The sequence below is a fragment of the Vibrio sp. SG41-7 genome, from assembly GCF_014164465.1.
Lineage (GTDB): Bacteria > Pseudomonadota > Gammaproteobacteria > Enterobacterales > Vibrionaceae > Vibrio > Vibrio splendidus.
This window is the reverse complement of record NZ_JACJFF010000106.1, coordinates 1-16,669: the sequence shown is the minus strand read 5'-3', so window position 1 is coordinate 16,669 and position 16,669 is coordinate 1. Positions and strand designations below refer to the sequence as shown.

General features: G+C 43.7%; 13 protein-coding genes and 1 tRNA gene. 8 read left to right on the top strand and 6 right to left on the bottom strand.

What is annotated here, in order from left to right:
- Positions 1 to 151 precede the first annotated feature (151 nt).
- Complete coding sequence (locus H5300_RS20640) at positions 152 to 508, top strand: VC2046/SO_2500 family protein (RefSeq protein WP_405055145.1); 357 nt, start codon at positions 152 to 154, stop codon at positions 506 to 508.
- A gap of 278 nt (positions 509 to 786) precedes the next feature.
- Positions 787 to 1,470, top strand: a complete 684-nt coding sequence (locus H5300_RS20635) for an SDR family oxidoreductase (protein WP_004734052.1) — start codon at positions 787 to 789, stop codon at positions 1,468 to 1,470.
- A gap of 190 nt (positions 1,471 to 1,660) precedes the next feature.
- Here the strand turns inward: H5300_RS20635 and adhE are convergent, their stop codons facing one another.
- On the bottom strand, positions 1,661 to 4,366 hold the full coding sequence (adhE, locus tag H5300_RS20630; protein ID WP_017084041.1) for a bifunctional acetaldehyde-CoA/alcohol dehydrogenase: 2,706 nt from the start codon (positions 4,364 to 4,366) through the stop codon (positions 1,661 to 1,663).
- Positions 4,367 to 5,004: 638 nt separating this feature from the next.
- Here adhE and H5300_RS20625 point away from each other — a divergent pair.
- Positions 5,005 to 5,643 carry a YchE family NAAT transporter gene (locus H5300_RS20625; RefSeq protein ID WP_004734056.1) on the top strand — a complete coding sequence of 213 codons (639 nt, stop codon included), beginning with the start codon at positions 5,005 to 5,007 and terminating at the stop codon, positions 5,641 to 5,643.
- A 149-nt stretch (positions 5,644 to 5,792) separates the two neighbouring features.
- A complete protein-coding gene (locus H5300_RS20620; RefSeq protein WP_029224605.1) occupies positions 5,793 to 6,638 on the top strand; it encodes an ion transporter in 846 nt (281 codons plus the stop codon).
- A gap of 58 nt (positions 6,639 to 6,696) precedes the next feature.
- Here the strand turns inward: H5300_RS20620 and H5300_RS20615 are convergent, their stop codons facing one another.
- Positions 6,697 to 7,218 (bottom strand): prepilin-type N-terminal cleavage/methylation domain-containing protein, encoded by a 522-nt coding sequence (locus tag H5300_RS20615; protein WP_182796748.1) that lies wholly within the window; start codon positions 7,216 to 7,218, stop codon positions 6,697 to 6,699.
- A 120-nt stretch (positions 7,219 to 7,338) separates the two neighbouring features.
- The gene (gene asd / locus H5300_RS20610; RefSeq protein WP_017079532.1) at positions 7,339 to 8,457 is read right to left on the bottom strand and encodes an aspartate-semialdehyde dehydrogenase; all 1,119 of its coding nucleotides are present in this window, start codon (positions 8,455 to 8,457) and stop codon (positions 7,339 to 7,341) included.
- 500 nt (positions 8,458 to 8,957) lie between these two features.
- Between asd and nhaC the strand changes: the two genes are divergently transcribed.
- Positions 8,958 to 10,394, top strand: coding sequence for a Na+/H+ antiporter NhaC (nhaC, locus tag H5300_RS20605; RefSeq protein WP_017079531.1), 1,437 nt, complete (start codon positions 8,958 to 8,960; stop codon positions 10,392 to 10,394).
- Between the two features lie 127 nt (positions 10,395 to 10,521).
- Here nhaC and H5300_RS20600 read toward each other — a convergent pair whose 3' ends face one another.
- The 3 genes from H5300_RS20600 to yejK form a co-directional block, all read right to left on the bottom strand.
- Positions 10,522 to 11,700 (bottom strand): chemotaxis protein, encoded by a 1,179-nt coding sequence (locus H5300_RS20600; RefSeq protein ID WP_102453268.1) that lies wholly within the window; start codon positions 11,698 to 11,700, stop codon positions 10,522 to 10,524.
- Positions 11,701 to 11,776: 76 nt separating this feature from the next.
- On the bottom strand, positions 11,777 to 13,147 hold the full coding sequence (locus H5300_RS20595) for an Hpt domain-containing protein (protein ID WP_182796747.1): 1,371 nt from the start codon (positions 13,145 to 13,147) through the stop codon (positions 11,777 to 11,779).
- Positions 13,148 to 13,252: 105 nt separating this feature from the next.
- Positions 13,253 to 14,257 (bottom strand): nucleoid-associated protein YejK, encoded by a 1,005-nt coding sequence (yejK, locus tag H5300_RS20590; protein WP_017079528.1) that lies wholly within the window; start codon positions 14,255 to 14,257, stop codon positions 13,253 to 13,255.
- Between the two features lie 84 nt (positions 14,258 to 14,341).
- Between yejK and H5300_RS20585 the strand changes: the two genes are divergently transcribed.
- The 3 genes from H5300_RS20585 to H5300_RS20575 all read left to right on the top strand — a co-directional run bounded on the left by H5300_RS20585 (position 14,342) and on the right by H5300_RS20575 (position 16,636).
- Entirely contained in the window at positions 14,342 to 14,569 is a 228-nt protein-coding gene (locus H5300_RS20585) for a YejL family protein (RefSeq protein ID WP_004734063.1), read from the top strand.
- A gap of 28 nt (positions 14,570 to 14,597) precedes the next feature.
- Positions 14,598 to 16,406 carry a DUF3413 domain-containing protein gene (locus H5300_RS20580; protein ID WP_017084047.1) on the top strand — a complete coding sequence of 603 codons (1,809 nt, stop codon included), beginning with the start codon at positions 14,598 to 14,600 and terminating at the stop codon, positions 16,404 to 16,406.
- 139 nt (positions 16,407 to 16,545) lie between these two features.
- Positions 16,546 to 16,636 (top strand) — tRNA-Ser (locus H5300_RS20575).
- Positions 16,637 to 16,669 lie beyond the last annotated feature (33 nt).

Here is a 16,669-nt window from a genome sequence, read left to right as displayed (position 1 = left end):
AGCTGGTATCGATATCTACAACCTAACTAAGTACACGCGTTCGAACCAAAACACATGTATTAACCAACGTCCAACTGTACTTCCTGGTGAACCAGTTGCACGCGGTGATGTTCTTGCTGATGGTCATAATGACGGTCGTGATTGCACGCCGATTGACACCATTGAAGTCACAGAGACAACTGAAGATCGCCTACGTAAACACTTCGGCGTGGCAGAACCGCAGCCGCTGCGTTCGAACCAATCTTCTTATGAAATTTCAGCTCAGCAATCTAATCATTTTCATCAAGCTAGCCTTGCCAGCGCAAAACTCAGCCATTACTTGAAACCGGAAGCGCTTGCCTTCATGCCTGAAGATACAGCCGACTTACCCGAAGAGGTTTACCAAAACCTTTCTGGTCATGACCGACGTAAATTGGCAAACAAACAGGTTCCTGATTTGCCACTTGCTACGCTCTACAATGAACTATCAACTGCTCAGCGTCAGTACCAAATTCAAGCTCAAGTATAGCTGTCACTTACCTTTCCTCTTTTTCGTTCTCTATCCACTGCTATTCTTGATTAGTTCGCGCATTTCAAATCATTCACATGCGTGATATGAACCACCAGCCTTGGGTGAACATGAAATACGAGTTGTCGATTACTACTTGAAGTTACTGCGAAATGTGAGCTGCCACTAAGTTCATAAAAACTTATCAATTGGCACGCCTTAGTTTGAACCTCTTCACACCCATTGTATGAAATTTAACCCATCCTTATCCGACATGGACGATTTATTTAGGTGCTGGGATGGAAATAAAAAGCTCAATCATATTGGTGACATCTGCAGGCTCGCAACTCGGAGGGACGATTGCGAACCACTTTGTTAACCTTGGAGCCACAGTCATCCTTTGTGATAAAGACACGGAAGCACTTCAAGCGACCTATTTACAATGTGCTCGTTTTTCTGACTCGGTTTACCACTACACACTCAAAAGTAATGACAACCAAGCAATTCTCAGCGTGTTTGATTTTATTCAAACCACCTTCAACACTACACCCGATGTACTGGTCAATAATTGGATAAGCTCCCCGATGCCAAGCTTAATTGGCGATCAACCTGTCAGTAGCTTTATCAATGATCTTTCTTCTATGGCTACGACTCTTTTCGCATTTGGGCAAATCAGTGCCGAGAGATTGCGAGAGGAGGATAAAGAAGGCGTTATTGTGAATGTGATCTCTCACGATGACTTCCATGACGTGTCCGGCTTAGAGAGTGCGAACTCAATGATTACTGGCTTTACCCATAGCTGGGCCAAAGAGCTGACTCCATTTGGTATTCGAGTCGGCGGTGTTGTCCCGGCAATCCATAACTCCGATGGCAAGCTCAACCGATGCCACTGGGCTCAGCTGCAAGATGAACTGACCAGAACAACGGAATACATCGTCTCTAATGATTACTTTAGTGGACGAGTGGTCGCTGCTGAGGTTTAGTTCTTCCCCGATGCCAAGCACATTTGAGCCATTCATTTCTAATTGAGTGACATTACTCTAGCCTTTCAAGCCGCGTAGATCAGGCAACAAACATAAAAAAAGCCCCAGTCTCTCGACTAGGGCTTTGATCTTTTCCCGATAGATAAGGTTCGTGCTAGCGAAAACTTATCTCAAAACTAATGCTTACTTATTACGCGTTAGCTTTTTCTTTTTTAGCTTTTGGCGCTTTCGCGTCAGCTGGCTTTTGGTCAGCTTTCTTAAGAATCACTGTAGTGCCTTCGAAAGTTTCACCTTCAACGTAAGGAGTGCCGAAGTAAGACGTTGTTAGTACTTCTTTTAGCTCAGTGATTAGTGGGTAACGTGGGTTAGCACCGGTACACTGGTCATCGAACGCTTCAACAGCTAGCTCGTCTAGTTTAGCGATGAAGTCAGACTCGTTAACACCCGCAGCTTGGATTGATAGTGGGATGTCTAGGTCGTTCTTAAGCTCTTCTAACCAAGTTAGTAGACGTTCAATCTTCTGAGCAGTACGGTCACCAGCTTGGCTTAGGCCTAGGTGGTCAGCAACTTCAGCGTAACGACGACGTGCTTGTGGGCGGTCGTACTGAGAGAATGCAGTTTGCTTCGTTGGGTTATCGTTCGCGTTGTAACGTACAACGTTTGAGATAAGTAGTGCGTTAGCAAGACCGTGTGGTAGGTGGAACTCAGCACCAATTTTGTGAGCCATTGAGTGACACACACCTAGGAATGCGTTCGCAAAGGCAATACCAGCAATCGTTGCAGCGTTGTGTACTTTCTCACGAGCGATTGGGTCTGCTGAACCGTTTTTGTAGCTTGATGGTAGGTATTCTTTAAGCATCTTAAGAGCTTGTAGAGCTTGACCATCAGAGTATTCGTTCGCAAGAACTGATACGTAAGCTTCAAGAGCGTGAGTTACGGCATCGTAACCACCGAACGCTGTTAGAGACTTAGGCATGTTCATTACTAGGTTAGCATCAACAACAGCCATGTTTGGCGTGATTTCGTAATCCGCTAGTGGGTATTTAGCACCAGTCTTGTCGTCAGTAACAACGGCGAAAGGCGTAACTTCTGAACCCGTACCTGAAGTTGTAGTGATACATACAAGCTCAGCTTTTTTACCCATTTTAGGGAACTTGTAGATACGTTTACGGATATCCATAAAGCGCATTGCAAGTTCTTCGAAGTGAGTTTCTGGGTGCTCGTACATAACCCACATGATCTTAGCAGCATCCATTGGAGAACCGCCACCTAGAGCAAGGATTACGTCAGGCTGGAAGCTCTTCATTGCTTCAGCGCCTTTCTCAACAACAGACAATGTTGGATCCGCTTCTACATCGAAGAATACTTGAACTTCAATACCTTGAGATTTCAGGATTTGTACTACGTCATCTGCGTAACCGTTGTTGAACAAGAAACGGTCAGTTACTAGGAATGCGCGTTTCTTACCTTCTAGGTCGCTCATTGCGATTGGAAGGCTGCCACGACGGAAGTAGATAGACTTAGGTAGTTTGTGCCACAACATATTTTCAGCTCGCTTCGCTACAGTTTTCTTGTTGATAAGGTGCTTAGGACCTACGTTCTCAGAGATAGAGTTACCACCCCATGAACCACAACCAAGAGTTAGAGAAGGTGCAACGTTGAAGTTGTACAGGTCACCGATACCACCGTGAGTAGTAGGGATGTTGATTAGGATACGAGCCGTCTTCATCTTGTCACCGAAGTAACGAATACGATCTGCGTTTACGTCTTGGTTAGTGTAAAGACCAGACGTGTGACCGATACCACCGATTTCAACCATCGTTACCGCTTGAGCAACAGCGTCTTCGAAATCGTCTGCGCGGAATAGACCTAGAGTTGGAGACAGTTTCTCGTGAGCGAATTCGTCATCGTAAGAAACTTTACCAAGACCTTCACCTACAAGAACTTTAGTATCAGCAGGAACTTTAACACCCGCCATTTCAGCGATTGCTGGAGCAGGTTGACCTACGATTTTAGCGTTTAGGTTGCCGTCGATGAGAAGAACTTTACGTACTTTATCTGCGTCAGTTTTAGATAGAACGTGAGCTTTGTGAGAAGCAAAACGCTCTTTAACTTCGTCATATACTTCGCTAACTACGATTGCAGCTTGCTCAGAAGCACATACTACGCCGTTATCGAATGTTTTAGACATAAGAATAGATGCTACAGCACGTTTGATGTCAGCTGTTTCATCGATAACTACAGGAACGTTACCAGCACCAACACCGATAGCAGGCTTACCAGAAGAGTATGCTGCTTTAACCATGCCTGGACCACCAGTAGCTAGGATAAGCGCGATACCGTCGTGCTTCATAAGCGCGTTAGAAAGCTCTACAGATGGTTGGTCGATCCAACCGATGATGTCTTTTGGTGCGCCCGCTTTAACAGCCGCGTCTAAAACAAGTTTAGCAGCGTCGTTAGTAGAATTCTTTGCTCGTGGGTGTGGCGAGAAGATGATGCCGTTACGTGTCTTAAGAGAGATTAGAGATTTGAAGATTGCTGTAGAAGTTGGGTTCGTTGTTGGAACGATACCACAGATGATACCTACAGGCTCAGCGATAGTCATTGTGCCTAGGCTGTCATCTTCTTCTAAGATGCCACATGTTTTTTCGTCTTTGTATTTGTTGTAGATAAATTCAGATGCAAAGTGGTTTTTGATAACCTTATCTTCAACAATACCCATTCCAGATTCAGCAACTGCTTGTTGTGCAAGTGGGATACGAGCGTGGTTAGCAGCAAGAGAAGCTGCACGGAAGATTGCGTCTACTTTCTCTTGAGAGAATGTTGCAAACTCTTCTTGTGCTGCTTTAACGCGAGCTACTAGAGCATCAAGTTCCGCTAAGTTAGTTACAGGCATGGTGGATCTCCTAAAATAATAAATATTAAAAACTTTTTATTAAATTCGCTGCTTGCTTTTAACCTTAAACATCAGCGTTCTTAGTAAATTGCTTTCAGGACTGAGTATATTATTTCACTGTGTGAAAAAAATTGACCCAGATCAGTTACCCAAAAAGAATTAACCAGAAAGTAGTAAGGCAATCGCAAAAATCAACTTAAGAGCATGATTTACATAGATTAAAATCACACTTTTCGTTAGCACAAAAAACAAGCAAACAGACAACTTTTTTCTACATAGCGTCATAAACTGTAAAAAAGTTTCATTTTTAGTCCGTTAAATTACATGTATACAGCTATATTCGTGCTACTGAGAGTATATCCATACCGTTGCAGCGGCTAGATTCTGACATAATTTTTATTAAATTCGTGCGATGGTTAACAGTTACTCAATAACAAGTTACAAAATGAAACACTAACAACTAGCTTTCAACAAGGCGAATACAAAAGTGAGATTCAATTAGTTTTTCTAAAAAAAATCCCCTATTTCAGGTTAGTTTTTTTCATTCGTGCAAATTCAGTTTGTCCCTTACATTACGCGCTCTGACTATTCACAGATCAACACTTCTACTTTAAGTACGCTAACTGGAGACCGCTCTCATGCAAGGCTTAGAACTCGCAATTTTTATGCAATTCTTCCTTGGGCTTGTTGCTGCCGTAAACCCTATCGGCATCATGCCTGTTTTTGTTTCTCTTACGGCTCATATGCCGCCAGAAGAGAGGAACAGGACAGCCTTACAAGCAAACATTGCTGTTGCCGTTATCCTGATTGTGTCGCTTGTTGCGGGGCAAATGCTGCTTGATATGTTCAGCATCTCGCTAGATTCATTTCGTGTTGCAGGTGGTTTGCTATTGCTGAGCATCGCATTTTCGATGATGAGCGGTAAGCTCGGTGAAGATAAACAGAACAAACAAGAGAAATCTGAATACATCAGCAAAGAGCAAATCGGAGTTGTTCCACTGGCTATGCCGCTAATGGCAGGCCCGGGTGCAATCAGCTCGACCATTGTTTATGGGTCTCGCTACCCTGCTGCTATTGATACGGTCGGCATCGGCATTAGTATCATCGCATTTGCAACGTGCTCTTGGCTTCTGTTCCGTTCAGCGCCGGTTATCGTTCGCTTTTTAGGTCAAACCGGTATCAACGTCATCACTCGTATCATGGGCTTGATTCTTGGTGCATTGGGCATCGAGTTCATCGCCAATGGCCTACGTAACCTGTTCCCAGGTTTGGCATAACATTTAACGGCATTTCAGTTGCTCTAAAAGGGCGACCACTACTGAACGATAGATGAGGCGAGTAAAGCAATTGGGCTTTCACTCGCCTCGTTATTATGAAGCTTGTATAATGATTGTTAATGCATTTAACAGAAGATGAATCTTTCCTTATGTCACGCAAGCCACTCAAGCATCATTTGTACGTCATTATCTTTGGTACTCACACGCCAGCCGGACGTGCATTTGATATCTCTCTGATCGTTGCTATCTTGGCTTCGCTGTTGGTTCTGATCTTAGAGTCCATCCCTAATGTGATGACCGAATGGTCACAACAGCTGCGTTATATCGAATACACCTTTACAGCCCTCTTTACTCTCGAATATTTGCTGAGACTTTATTGCTCTCCAAAACCCAAATCCTACGCCACCAGCTTTTATGGTGTCGTTGACCTATTGGCGATTCTTCCAACCTACCTAGCGATCATCTTCCCTGGTGCTTCATTTATGGGGGTGGTAAGACTGCTGCGTGTGATGCGTATCTTCCGAATCCTAAAACTGGTTCGCTACCTGCAAGATTCCAATATCTTGTTGCGCTCACTGTTGATGGCACGACGAAAGATACTGATCTTCTTCAGTACAGTGGGTATCTTGGTCGTTATCTTCGGCGCTCTGATCTTTGTTATTGAAGGACCAGAAAATGGCTTCACCAGTATTCCCCACAGTATTTATTGGGCAATCGTAACCATCACCACGGTTGGCTACGGTGACATGATTCCCCAAACCGCGTTAGGTAAAGCGATCGCTTCACTTACCATGCTATTGGGTTACTCTATCTTAGCGGTGCCTACAGGGATTATTACTGCAGAGCTCAGTAATGAGATGAACTCACACAAAGAGTTGGTTAAATGCCCGAACTGCAACCGAGCCGGCCATGATTCGGATGCCATGTATTGCAAACACTGTGCGAGTGAATTGGCAGACCCAGACAAGCGTGTCGTTACCGACGAAACAGAATAAAAACAAAAAAAGAGCTCCTAAAGAGCTCTTTTACTTTATTAACTGACTTGTTTACTCATTAGCAGCCGTCTGTGAAGACCTCTACTTTATAGTCATCGTTCGCTTCCATCGCAGCCGTGTATTCCACGTAGCATTGCGTATTCTTGATAGCGGTATTGAAGTCATTAGGAAGAACGTCCGACAAATATTCCGACCGGGTAATCAGCCACAGGTCTGGGTCACTCACTGAGCCATTATTATGCGCTGCCCATGTCCACTCAGTAGTCAGGTCATGAAACCCTGAATCAATCGCTAAAAAGTTTTCCATTCCCCCTTTTTCAACCGCGGGGTAACCAAACTTCACTCGCCCATACTCAGGAATCAAATATGATTCTTGGTCTTCCATACCTTCCACGGCGGCTTTTTCAAACGCCAAATCAGCCGCAGTATGGACAGATGCTCCCAATCCTTCCATAACCGAAGCCCTAGCATCATGTTGTATGTTTAAAAACCTAGGTGCTGCAACAACTGCTAAAACACCAATAATGACGATAACAACAATCAACTCGATAAGAGTAAAACCTTTAAGGTTTGCTTTCATTTTCTAGCTCCAACTTTAAGACGCACGAAAGGTAAGGTTTTAAAGTCAGGCTTCTGTCATCAGAAACAAAAAAAGCGCCCTAAGGCGCTTCTTCGTTAATTATTCTCAAAAATGAGGCAGTTACGCTTTCTCAGCAAGGATAATGCGCAAAGTACGACGTAGTGGTTCTGCAGCACCCCAAAGTAATTGGTCACCGACAGTGAACGCGTTCAGGAAGTCGTTACCCATAGACATCTTACGCAGACGACCTACTGGTACAGACATAGTGCCTGTTACTTTCGCTGGTGTTAGCTCCTGTGCCGTGATGTCACGGTCATTAGGAACCACTTTAACCCAATCATTGTGCGTCGCGATGATCTCTTCGATCTCGTCCATTGGCACGTCTTGCTTAAGCTTGATTGTTAGTGCTTGTGCATGACAACGCATTGCACCGATTCGTACACAAGTACCATCAATCGGGATTGGCTGACCATCTAGGCCAAGAATCTTGTTCGCTTCAACACCTGCTTTCCATTCTTCTTTGCTTTGACCATTTTCACGCTTCACATCGATCCAAGGGATTAGTGAGCCCGCAAGCGGTGCACCAAATTGGTCTGTTGGGAATGAAGATGAACGAATGGTATCAGCGACTTTTTTATCAATATCAAGGATGGAACTTGAAGGGTTTGCTAGCTCTGAACTTACGCTATCGTTGATCACACCCATTTGTGAGATCAGTTCACGCATGTTCTTAGCACCTGCACCAGAAGCCGCTTGGTAAGTCATGGCACTCATCCACTCGACCATACCTTTCTCGTAAAGGCCACCCAAAGCCATAAGCATTAAGCTCACAGTACAGTTACCACCAACGAAAGTGTTAGTACCGCCGTGAATGCCTTGCTGGATTTGAGCCAAGTTAACAGGATCAAGAGTGATGATTGAATCAGCGTCCATACGTAAGGTAGAAGCCGCATCAATCCAGTAACCTTTCCAACCTGCTTGACGCAATGCTGGGTATACTTTTGATGTGTAATCGCCACCTTGACAGGTAATCACAGCATCAAGCTGTTTTAGGCTATCAATATCAAAGGCGTCTTGAAGTAGACCCGCATCTTTACCACCTAGAACAGGGGCAGGAATACCAATCTGAGATGTGCTGTAATAAACAGGCTCAATCAAGTCGAAGTCTTTCTCTTCAACCATACGTTGCATTAGTACAGAACCAACCATACCGCGCCAACCAACTAGACCTACTCTCATCGCTCACTCTCCATGTATAAATTAAAAATTGCTCTCCCCCATCTATAAGTTTTTCAGAAACAGAACTCAAGCGCTTTTTGTCAAAAAGTGTAACTTTTTCGTTTCTTTTAAGTGAACGTAATGAATCGTGCAGTTATCTCTGTATCGACATTCAATGTCTACACCATTGTTAAAGCACCCATTATCGTCAGATTCAAACATTTACATCGCCAAAATCGCTTGAATCGACACCCATCACAAACAGTAAATCCCTCTTTTAAACCAAGGTTAATCAGAATTATATTTTACAAAACAAAAACAACGTGCGACAAACTTCAACATGTAACAATCATGAATTTAACAAAATTTCAGATTATGAAACCACAATTGATTGAGTTAACAGTCAAATATCACAACTTGGGCGTATTTTTTCGATATAATAAACTAATTACTGTAGTGTCCGTTTTGCACCACACACTATAACGAAGCACTATAAATGCTCGAATTAACAAGAGGCTTTTATGAAGCAGAGTAAAACTCGCCTACCGAACCTATTACAGGTATTCATCGCGTTAGGACTATTTCTATCCCTTGCTTTTTCCTTTACAGCAAAGCTTGACCTTCCAATTCAACTTGCCTTGTATATTGGTTGGTTCATTATCATGGTTCTTGGTATTCGTCTTGGCCACGAATACAAAGACTTAGAAAAAGCAGCACTCAAAGGAATATCCAATGGCTTAGGCGCGGTTTTAATACTTTTAGCCGTTGGCGCTCTTGTTGGTACTTGGATCTCAGGCGGGATCGTACCTACTATCATTTACTATGGTCTGAAAGCTATCCACCCTTCTATCTTCCTTTTAGCGACCATGATCATCTGTTCTCTAACCGCATTGGCGACCGGTACGTCTTGGGGTGCTGCGGGTACTGCAGGCATCGCGATGATGGGTATTGGCCAAGGCTTAGGTGTTCCAGCACCAATTACAGCGGGTGCGGTGCTATCAGGCTGTTACTTCGGTGACAAGATGTCTCCACTTTCTGATTCAGTGATTCTGGCTTCTTCAATGTCTGGTGTCGAAGTGGTTGAACACATCAAAGGCATGCTGCCTGTTGCGCTAATCAGCTACATTATTACTGGCATCATGTTTACTGCGTTTGGTTTCCACTACGCAGGTAATGTTGACATGAGCCAAGTAGATTCTGTCATCAAAGCAATGGAAGTTCAGTTCTACATCACGCCTTACTCATTCGTTCCAGTACTGATCGTGCTTGGCCTGTTGGCTTTCCGTATGCCTTCATTCCCAGTAATCAGCTTTGGTTCTCTGCTTGGTATTATCTGGGCAGTCATGATCCAAGAGATCGATTTCCTAACGGCATTCAACACTGCTTGGGCACCGTTCTCTATCTCATCTGGCGTAGAATTCATTGATTCAATTCTTAACCGTGGTGGCATGTCTTCAATGCTTGGTTCGGTCGCGGTTATCGTATTTGGTTTAGGTTTCGGTGGCTTGCTGGATAAAGTGGGCGTACTAGAGACAATTGCTAAAGTGTTTGAGCGCCGCGTAAACAGCGCAGGTTCACTAGCAACCAGCACCATTGGTACGGCTTTCATGGGTAACGTGTTCGGTTCTGCGATGTACGTATCGTTAATCCTTACGCCAAAAATCTGTGCGAAGAACTACGACCGTTTGGGCTACAAACGTAAGAACCTATCTCGTAATGCTGAGTTTGGTGGCACGTTAACCTCAGGCATGGTTCCTTGGAGTGATAACGGTATCTACATGGCGAGTATTCTAGGCGTTGCAACGCTATCTTACGCACCGTTCATGTGGCTAAGCTTCATCTGTATCATCGTGACTATCGTGACCTCTTACATGGGGTGGTTCGTTGATAAGTGTGAACCAACAGCACCAGCCGTTGAAACTGAAGAAGCGGCAGAACTTACTAAGCAGCAAGCATAAATTAATGCCTCAGAGCTTTAGAAAGTAAGCACAAAAACGTTAATGATATAAATGCAAAAAGAGCGCCCTAGAGCGCTCTTTTTTTGATCTACTGGTTCATCTATTTACTATTTATCTATTTATCTATTTATCTATTTATGGTTCGCTTACCCAACCAGTAACCGATGCCTAACGGTGCAAAGAACACCACTAAGATAAACAGGATGAAGTAGATAATCACACTTTTGATTAACTCCATCAGCTTATCAATCGCCAGTACCACCACCTCTTGAGATACGCGGTCAAGGTCTTGCGTAAACAACTCCCTTTCTGAAGTCACGATACCTGCAATCTCAATGCGCTCTTTCGCAATCATCTCTACCAGAGCTTCTCTTTCACGTGTCACCATTTTTTCTAACGCCACACGTTCATCACTCAGCATCGCTAATTTTTGGTCTGTTTTATCGCTAAGATCGTTGAGCAATGGCTGCATTTCTGTCGACATAATAGAAGCCAATGTTTGCATGTACTCAGGGTTATTCTCAATGAAGTCCTGCATACTTGCTGATGTTTGACGAAGGCTTTCCAGCGTCATCGATAGGTCTTCACCCGTTAGCGAGCTGTTTAACGCAACCAGTTCCGCTTTCCAAGACATTAGTTTAGGCGTCTGATCAGCCATCAAACTTAAACGATCGGATGCGTCGCTCATTGCTTCTGGCATAGTGCCTAAGCTCTGGACAATTTGCGACTCGTCTTTACCTAGGTAACTCAGCCATTCACGGTAAGCGGGTGTGCTTCTGAATGTGAGGTCTTTAAATGGGTGGCTAGCAGCAAACTGCGCAACGAACACTTTGCTGTTCTTGAAATCACTGGAGCTCAATACACCCTTTGCCAGTTTTTCTGCTTCTTGATCAAGAAAACGAGCAGTCTCTACCGCATCATCCGTCGCGAACAGATCCGCGCCATCGCCTTGGCGATAAAACTGATTCATTTGGGCTGTGAACACCCACGAGTCGATTAAGGCAGACATCGGTGAAGTTTGATAAGCCGCTTGCTGTAAGCCCTGCTCCGCATGGATCTTCCAAAGCAAGACGTAAGATTGATGTAAGGTGTCATCAGCAGGGTAAGATTGAGCAATGAGATCGGCTGAGTCTTCTACTCGCATAAAAAACATCTTGGCGTATTCACGCGTCATGATTCGAGCATTCAGCTCTTGTTGAGTGAGAGGCGTCGTCTGAGTATCTAACTTAACTTCTAATAGAGAACAACCACTTAGCACAATACTAAGCACCAACACCATCCAACGTCGACTCGAAAATCGTAACATGTAAACCTCTGACAAAGACTAAGGGCGCGGATTGTATGAGCACTTCGTCAGAGTATTGTCAAAATTCCTACAAAAGTTAACGCTGCTTATCTAAATATTCAAACGCAGCATCTATAGAGGCTTTTATTGCCGCCTCTAGTTCTTCTAAATCGTGTTCACTGATCGCTCTCGACTGTTTCATTGTCATTTCAATGGTTGCTGCAATGATCGCTAATCGAGATGCTTTTATACTGCCAGCCACACCTTTTAAGCTATGTACAATACGAGCAGCAGAGGTTTCATCTTTAGTGAGAAGAGATTTGAACTTCGTGTAATCATCAGCGTGATCTTGTACAAAAACACCAAGTAGCAATTCGACAGACTCAGCATCACCATCAAGCGTTTCTAGCATGTCTTCAATATCAATCGCAGGCTTCGAATCAGTGACACTTGCGATGTGTTTCTCTGCCACTGGAGTTTCCTCAGTGTTCTGCTGAACAATTTTCTGGCTTGTTACGTTAACACCCTCTTGAGGTTGAAGGTTGGGATGTTTACTCAGTGGCGTAATCTCCAATACGGAAGAGTCGTCACTTGGTTGCTTCACCGCAGAGGAAGCATTTTCCTTACTTGAATCGGTAACTGGTTCAGGGCTCAGTTCATTGTCTGCTTGTTGAATCAATTTTCTCGATCTAACGCCCCACAACACTAATGTGATCATCGTTACCAAGCTTAAACCTAGCATCACTAGCAATAGGTTAAACTGACGGTCATGGAACTCAGCTTCAAGTTTAATGATCTGTTCGTTCACCGAGTTTTTCTTGATTTTATCGACTAAATAATTGAGCTGAGCGTAATCACTCAACAACGCTGAGGCATCAGCCAATAACTGTTGCAGTGCGTCTTGCTCTTCAGTTTTTAATGAATATGATTTTTCTAGAATGGAATCAAACGCACGATAAGTCGCTGACGAGCTTTGATTGTCAGAATACATCGCTTCAAAGACAACAACGCCGAATTCATTGAGTAGCGGTTTTAGTTTAGGGGAAAGCTCTTTATCAGCGCGCAGTATCTTAATATTGTCAACGATGTCTTGAACCTGACTTTCTATCGGGATGAACTCATCAAACTTTTCTAGGAACTGATCGGCTACGTAAAGCAGTTGATTCACATCAGGACGAAACAAGGCGTGTTGAAAATCAGATTCAATCTGCAGTCGGATCGAATAAACCAACTGAGCATCAAGTGCTAACTCATTGATACGAGAGACTCGCAGCGGCTCAGAGAAATAAAGCGATTGCCTCAATTCATTGACGCGAATGCCGAGTTCTTCAATTTGAGCAAGAGAATTGGTGTAGGAACGGCTTAGATTAAGGAGAGCCAATGAAGGAAGTAGCCACAGAGCCAAGAGCACAACCAAGAAAGTGGCCGGTTTTTTAAAGCGTTTGGGCTTTGCTACTGATTGTTCCATCTATATTCCTTGTGCGTGTTAACTTGAAGCCATGACACTTGCTAAAAGACTAAGCACAAAACAAGCGACAACATCTTGCTGCCGCTTTTACTCATTAACTTCGGACTATGACTTATTGCGAGTCAGTTGGTCACGTAAGTTCGGTGGAGTGCCTTTAATCGTTAGCGTGTCTGTCTCCGGATCGTAAAAGATACGTTCGCCTAGAAGCAGACTATCAAAACTAACATTCAAACCGCCACCAGCACCAACAAATTTTGTTAGTTTACGCATAGTTGCGCGATCAGCAGGGAAACTGTCTTCTAACTCGTAGCCTTGCTCACTAGTATAGTCAAAGAAGCTTGTACCATCTGTGCTTGCTGGCAGTTCTCCAGAAAGTTCACGAACTTGAACTTCATCGCCCGCTTTTAGCTGTTCGTTACAGTAATCCGCAACCTGCTTTTTATAGCTGATCGCTTCTTCTTTTTCTAACTTAGAGTCTGAAACGAAATCTTCTACCGCTTGCATCAGTACTTGGTTTTGCTGTTTCGCATCCAAACCGACTTCAGCTTGTAAGAAATCTAAGAAGAAATCCGCGACTTTACGGCCAACACGTCCTTTAATGTAAGTTAAGTAACGGTTTGACTCTTTGTCTGTGTCGTATGTTGAAAGATCAAGGCGCGCCACAATATCCATCTTTGAGATATCAAGGTAATCAGTCGCACTGATGTCTAGCCCTTCAGTCACTTTCAAACTTTGGTTCGAAGGCAGTAAACCGATGAAAAGGTAGTCTGTCGCCAGTGATTGGTATTCAGCGAGTACCAAAGTGCCTTCGTCAGCAAATGGGTACTTCGATAACTCATCTTTTAGACGTAGCGCACTTTTTTGAGAGAAATCATAGAAACTTTGCTCTCCCGCTCGAAATTCATGCAACGACTGCTGGAATTCGCTGTCGGATTTGAAAGAACCAAATCCTTTGCCTGCTTTTGAATTAAAAACACGGTGAAGTTCAGCAACTAGGCTTTCAGATGAAGCATCGTTCTCTAGAGATTCAGCACGATAGTTAACAATCAGTTCATCCTGATCGTTCTTGCTCAGCTGGTGTAAAATTACGTTGGAAAGGTGAAGGCTCATAGTGAAAATATTACCGTTCAGGTTTCAGTTGTCGTGCATAGTAGGTTATCATAAGCCGCTTTTACTATCATTATTAGAGTCCTTATGCCGATTATATCTAAATACACAGATGATCAAGTTGAAAAAATCCTAGCTGAAGTAGGTGCTGTACTCACTAAGCACAAAGCTTCACCAGAACTTTCACTGATGATCGCTGGAAATATCGCAACCAATGTCTTAAATCAGAATGTTGCTGCTTCACAACGCAAAGGAATTGCTGAAAAATTTGCCGAAGCTTTAATCTCTTCTCTTGAAGATAAAAAGTCTCACTAAATTTGATTGACGGATAAAAGAATTATAAATGGTAGACAGCGCAAACTCATATAGCGATCGCGTATCTCGACTTGTTGGTTGGGGTCACTGGTTTGCATTTTTCAACATCATTGCTGCGATGTTGATTGGTACTCGTTATATTACTCAATCTGCTTGGCCAGAAACCCTACTGGGTCAATTTTATTTGGCTGCATCTTGGGTTGGTCATTTCGGGTTTTTAGTATTCGCGCTTTATCTATTAGTGCTGTTTCCGCTCACTTTTGTTCTTCCGTCGAGGAAGTTATTACGTTTGGTTGCCGTTTGCTTTGCAACCATAGGTTTAACTGTCCTACTGATTGATACCCAAACGTATCAAAATATAAACCTCCACCTGACACCTGTCGTGTGGGAGGTTTTATTCAGTGGAGAGGAGTCTGCATTCACATCTGATTTGCAACACCTCTTCATTGTTATGCCACTTATCTTCTTATTACAGCTAGGTCTGTCTGAGTGGGTTTGGCGTAAGCAACGTAAACTGTCTCATAAACACATTGGCCGTCCGATTACTGCCGTCTTCTTCTTGTGTTTTATCAGCAGCCACTTGACCTACATGTGGGCTGATGCGTATTTCTACAACCCAATTACTAGCCAGAAAGCGAACTTCCCACTGTCATACCCAATGACAGCGAAAAGCTTTATGGAAAAACATGGTCTGTTAGACCGTGAAGAGTATCTACAGCGTTTAGAAGCCAACAAAGAGAACGTAAACTTAGTTAGCTACCCGCTCGAAAAAATTCAATACAACCGCCGCAGTGATGATCTTAATATCCTGATGGTGAGTGTAAACAACCTTCGCTCTGATGCACTTAATGCCACAGCGATGCCAAACAGCTACGCATACTCACAACAATCGATCAACTTCACCAATCACTACAGTTCAAGTAACGACATGTTTGGTATCTTCGGTTTGTTCTATGGCCTTCCAAGCAGCTATGCAAGCAGCATCGAAGCTCAAGGTTCAAGTGCAGTACTGTTGGACGTTTTAGATAATCACAATTATAAGTTTGCGGCTTTCAGTGGCGACAACTTTGACGATGCACTTTACTCGGAAATCATCTTCCGAGGCCGTGATGTTATGCCAGAGCAAGCAACTTATGATGACAAAAGCGCGATACAAGCTTGGTCTAACTGGATTCAATCACCACAAGCTAAACGCCCTTGGTTTAACTTCATTGAGCTGACCACGCTGGATAACTTCTCTAGCTACGATTCAAGTTCAGAGTCAGACTCAACGTTAACGACAGCAGAACGTTTTGCTGCAGACTATCAAAAGTCTGCTCAAGCAGCCGATGCTCAGCTAGCAACAATCTACGCTGAACTGGAACGCTTAGAGCTAACCGACAACACGGTGGTTATCATTACTTCTAATCACGGTAGCGAGTTTAACGAAACTAAGACCAACAGCTGGGGCGCAAACTCCAACTACAGTCGCTATCAGTTACAAGTGCCACTATTTATCAGCTGGCCTGGTAAGTCTGCTTCTGAATACACTCACCGTTCTAGTCATCTGGACGTGTCTGTAACGTTGATGCAAGAGCTATTGGGCGTATCTTCAAACCCAACAGATTTCAGTAGCGGTCGCAGCCTGTTTAATGAGCGTAAAAGAAAGTGGATTCTCGCGGGCGACTCTCGTGAACTTGCTCTTGTTACTGACCAGCAAACAACGGTGTTAGATAAATTTGGTAACTACAAATTGTACGACCAGAATTACAAACGTCTGAAAAACGTAAGCCCTCGCTTACCTGTGTTGATGCAAGGCCTGACTGAGCTACAGCGTTTCTACACAAAAAATGACTAAATAGTCATCAAACAGAAAAGGGAAGCTAATGGCTTCCCTTTTTTATTGCCGCTTAATGACTAGAAAACAAGCAACCAAACAAGATTATGATAATTAAGGGTTTACAAGGCAGTCTCCCCCTTATATTATTCACGCCAATGGAGGGATGGCTGAGTGGTCGAAAGCACCGGTCTTGAAAACCGGCAACCGTTAATAGCGGTTCTAGGGTTCAAATCCCTATCCCTCCACCACATTAAAGAAAGCCGCTGAGAAATCAGCGGCTT

What these genes read in the sequence shown, in the direction of transcription:
- H5300_RS20635 (WP_004734052.1), top strand. Translation starts at nt 787, where the DNA reads ATGGAAATAAAAAGCTCAATCATATTGGTGACATCTGCAGGCTCGCAA.
- H5300_RS20615 (WP_182796748.1), bottom strand. Translation starts at nt 7,218, where the DNA reads ATGAAAGCAAACCTTAAAGGTTTTACTCTTATCGAGTTGATTGTTGTT.
- H5300_RS20625 (WP_004734056.1), top strand. Translation starts at nt 5,005, where the DNA reads ATGCAAGGCTTAGAACTCGCAATTTTTATGCAATTCTTCCTTGGGCTT.
- adhE (WP_017084041.1), bottom strand. Translation starts at nt 4,366, where the DNA reads ATGCCTGTAACTAACTTAGCGGAACTTGATGCTCTAGTAGCTCGCGTT.
- H5300_RS20600 (WP_102453268.1), bottom strand. Translation starts at nt 11,700, where the DNA reads ATGTTACGATTTTCGAGTCGACGTTGGATGGTGTTGGTGCTTAGTATT.
- H5300_RS20580 (WP_017084047.1), top strand. Translation starts at nt 14,598, where the DNA reads ATGGTAGACAGCGCAAACTCATATAGCGATCGCGTATCTCGACTTGTT.
- H5300_RS20620 (WP_029224605.1), top strand. Translation starts at nt 5,793, where the DNA reads ATGTCACGCAAGCCACTCAAGCATCATTTGTACGTCATTATCTTTGGT.
- nhaC (WP_017079531.1), top strand. Translation starts at nt 8,958, where the DNA reads ATGAAGCAGAGTAAAACTCGCCTACCGAACCTATTACAGGTATTCATC.
- H5300_RS20585 (WP_004734063.1), top strand. Translation starts at nt 14,342, where the DNA reads ATGCCGATTATATCTAAATACACAGATGATCAAGTTGAAAAAATCCTA.
- yejK (WP_017079528.1), bottom strand. Translation starts at nt 14,257, where the DNA reads ATGAGCCTTCACCTTTCCAACGTAATTTTACACCAGCTGAGCAAGAAC.
- H5300_RS20595 (WP_182796747.1), bottom strand. Translation starts at nt 13,147, where the DNA reads ATGGAACAATCAGTAGCAAAGCCCAAACGCTTTAAAAAACCGGCCACT.
- asd (WP_017079532.1), bottom strand. Translation starts at nt 8,457, where the DNA reads ATGAGAGTAGGTCTAGTTGGTTGGCGCGGTATGGTTGGTTCTGTACTA.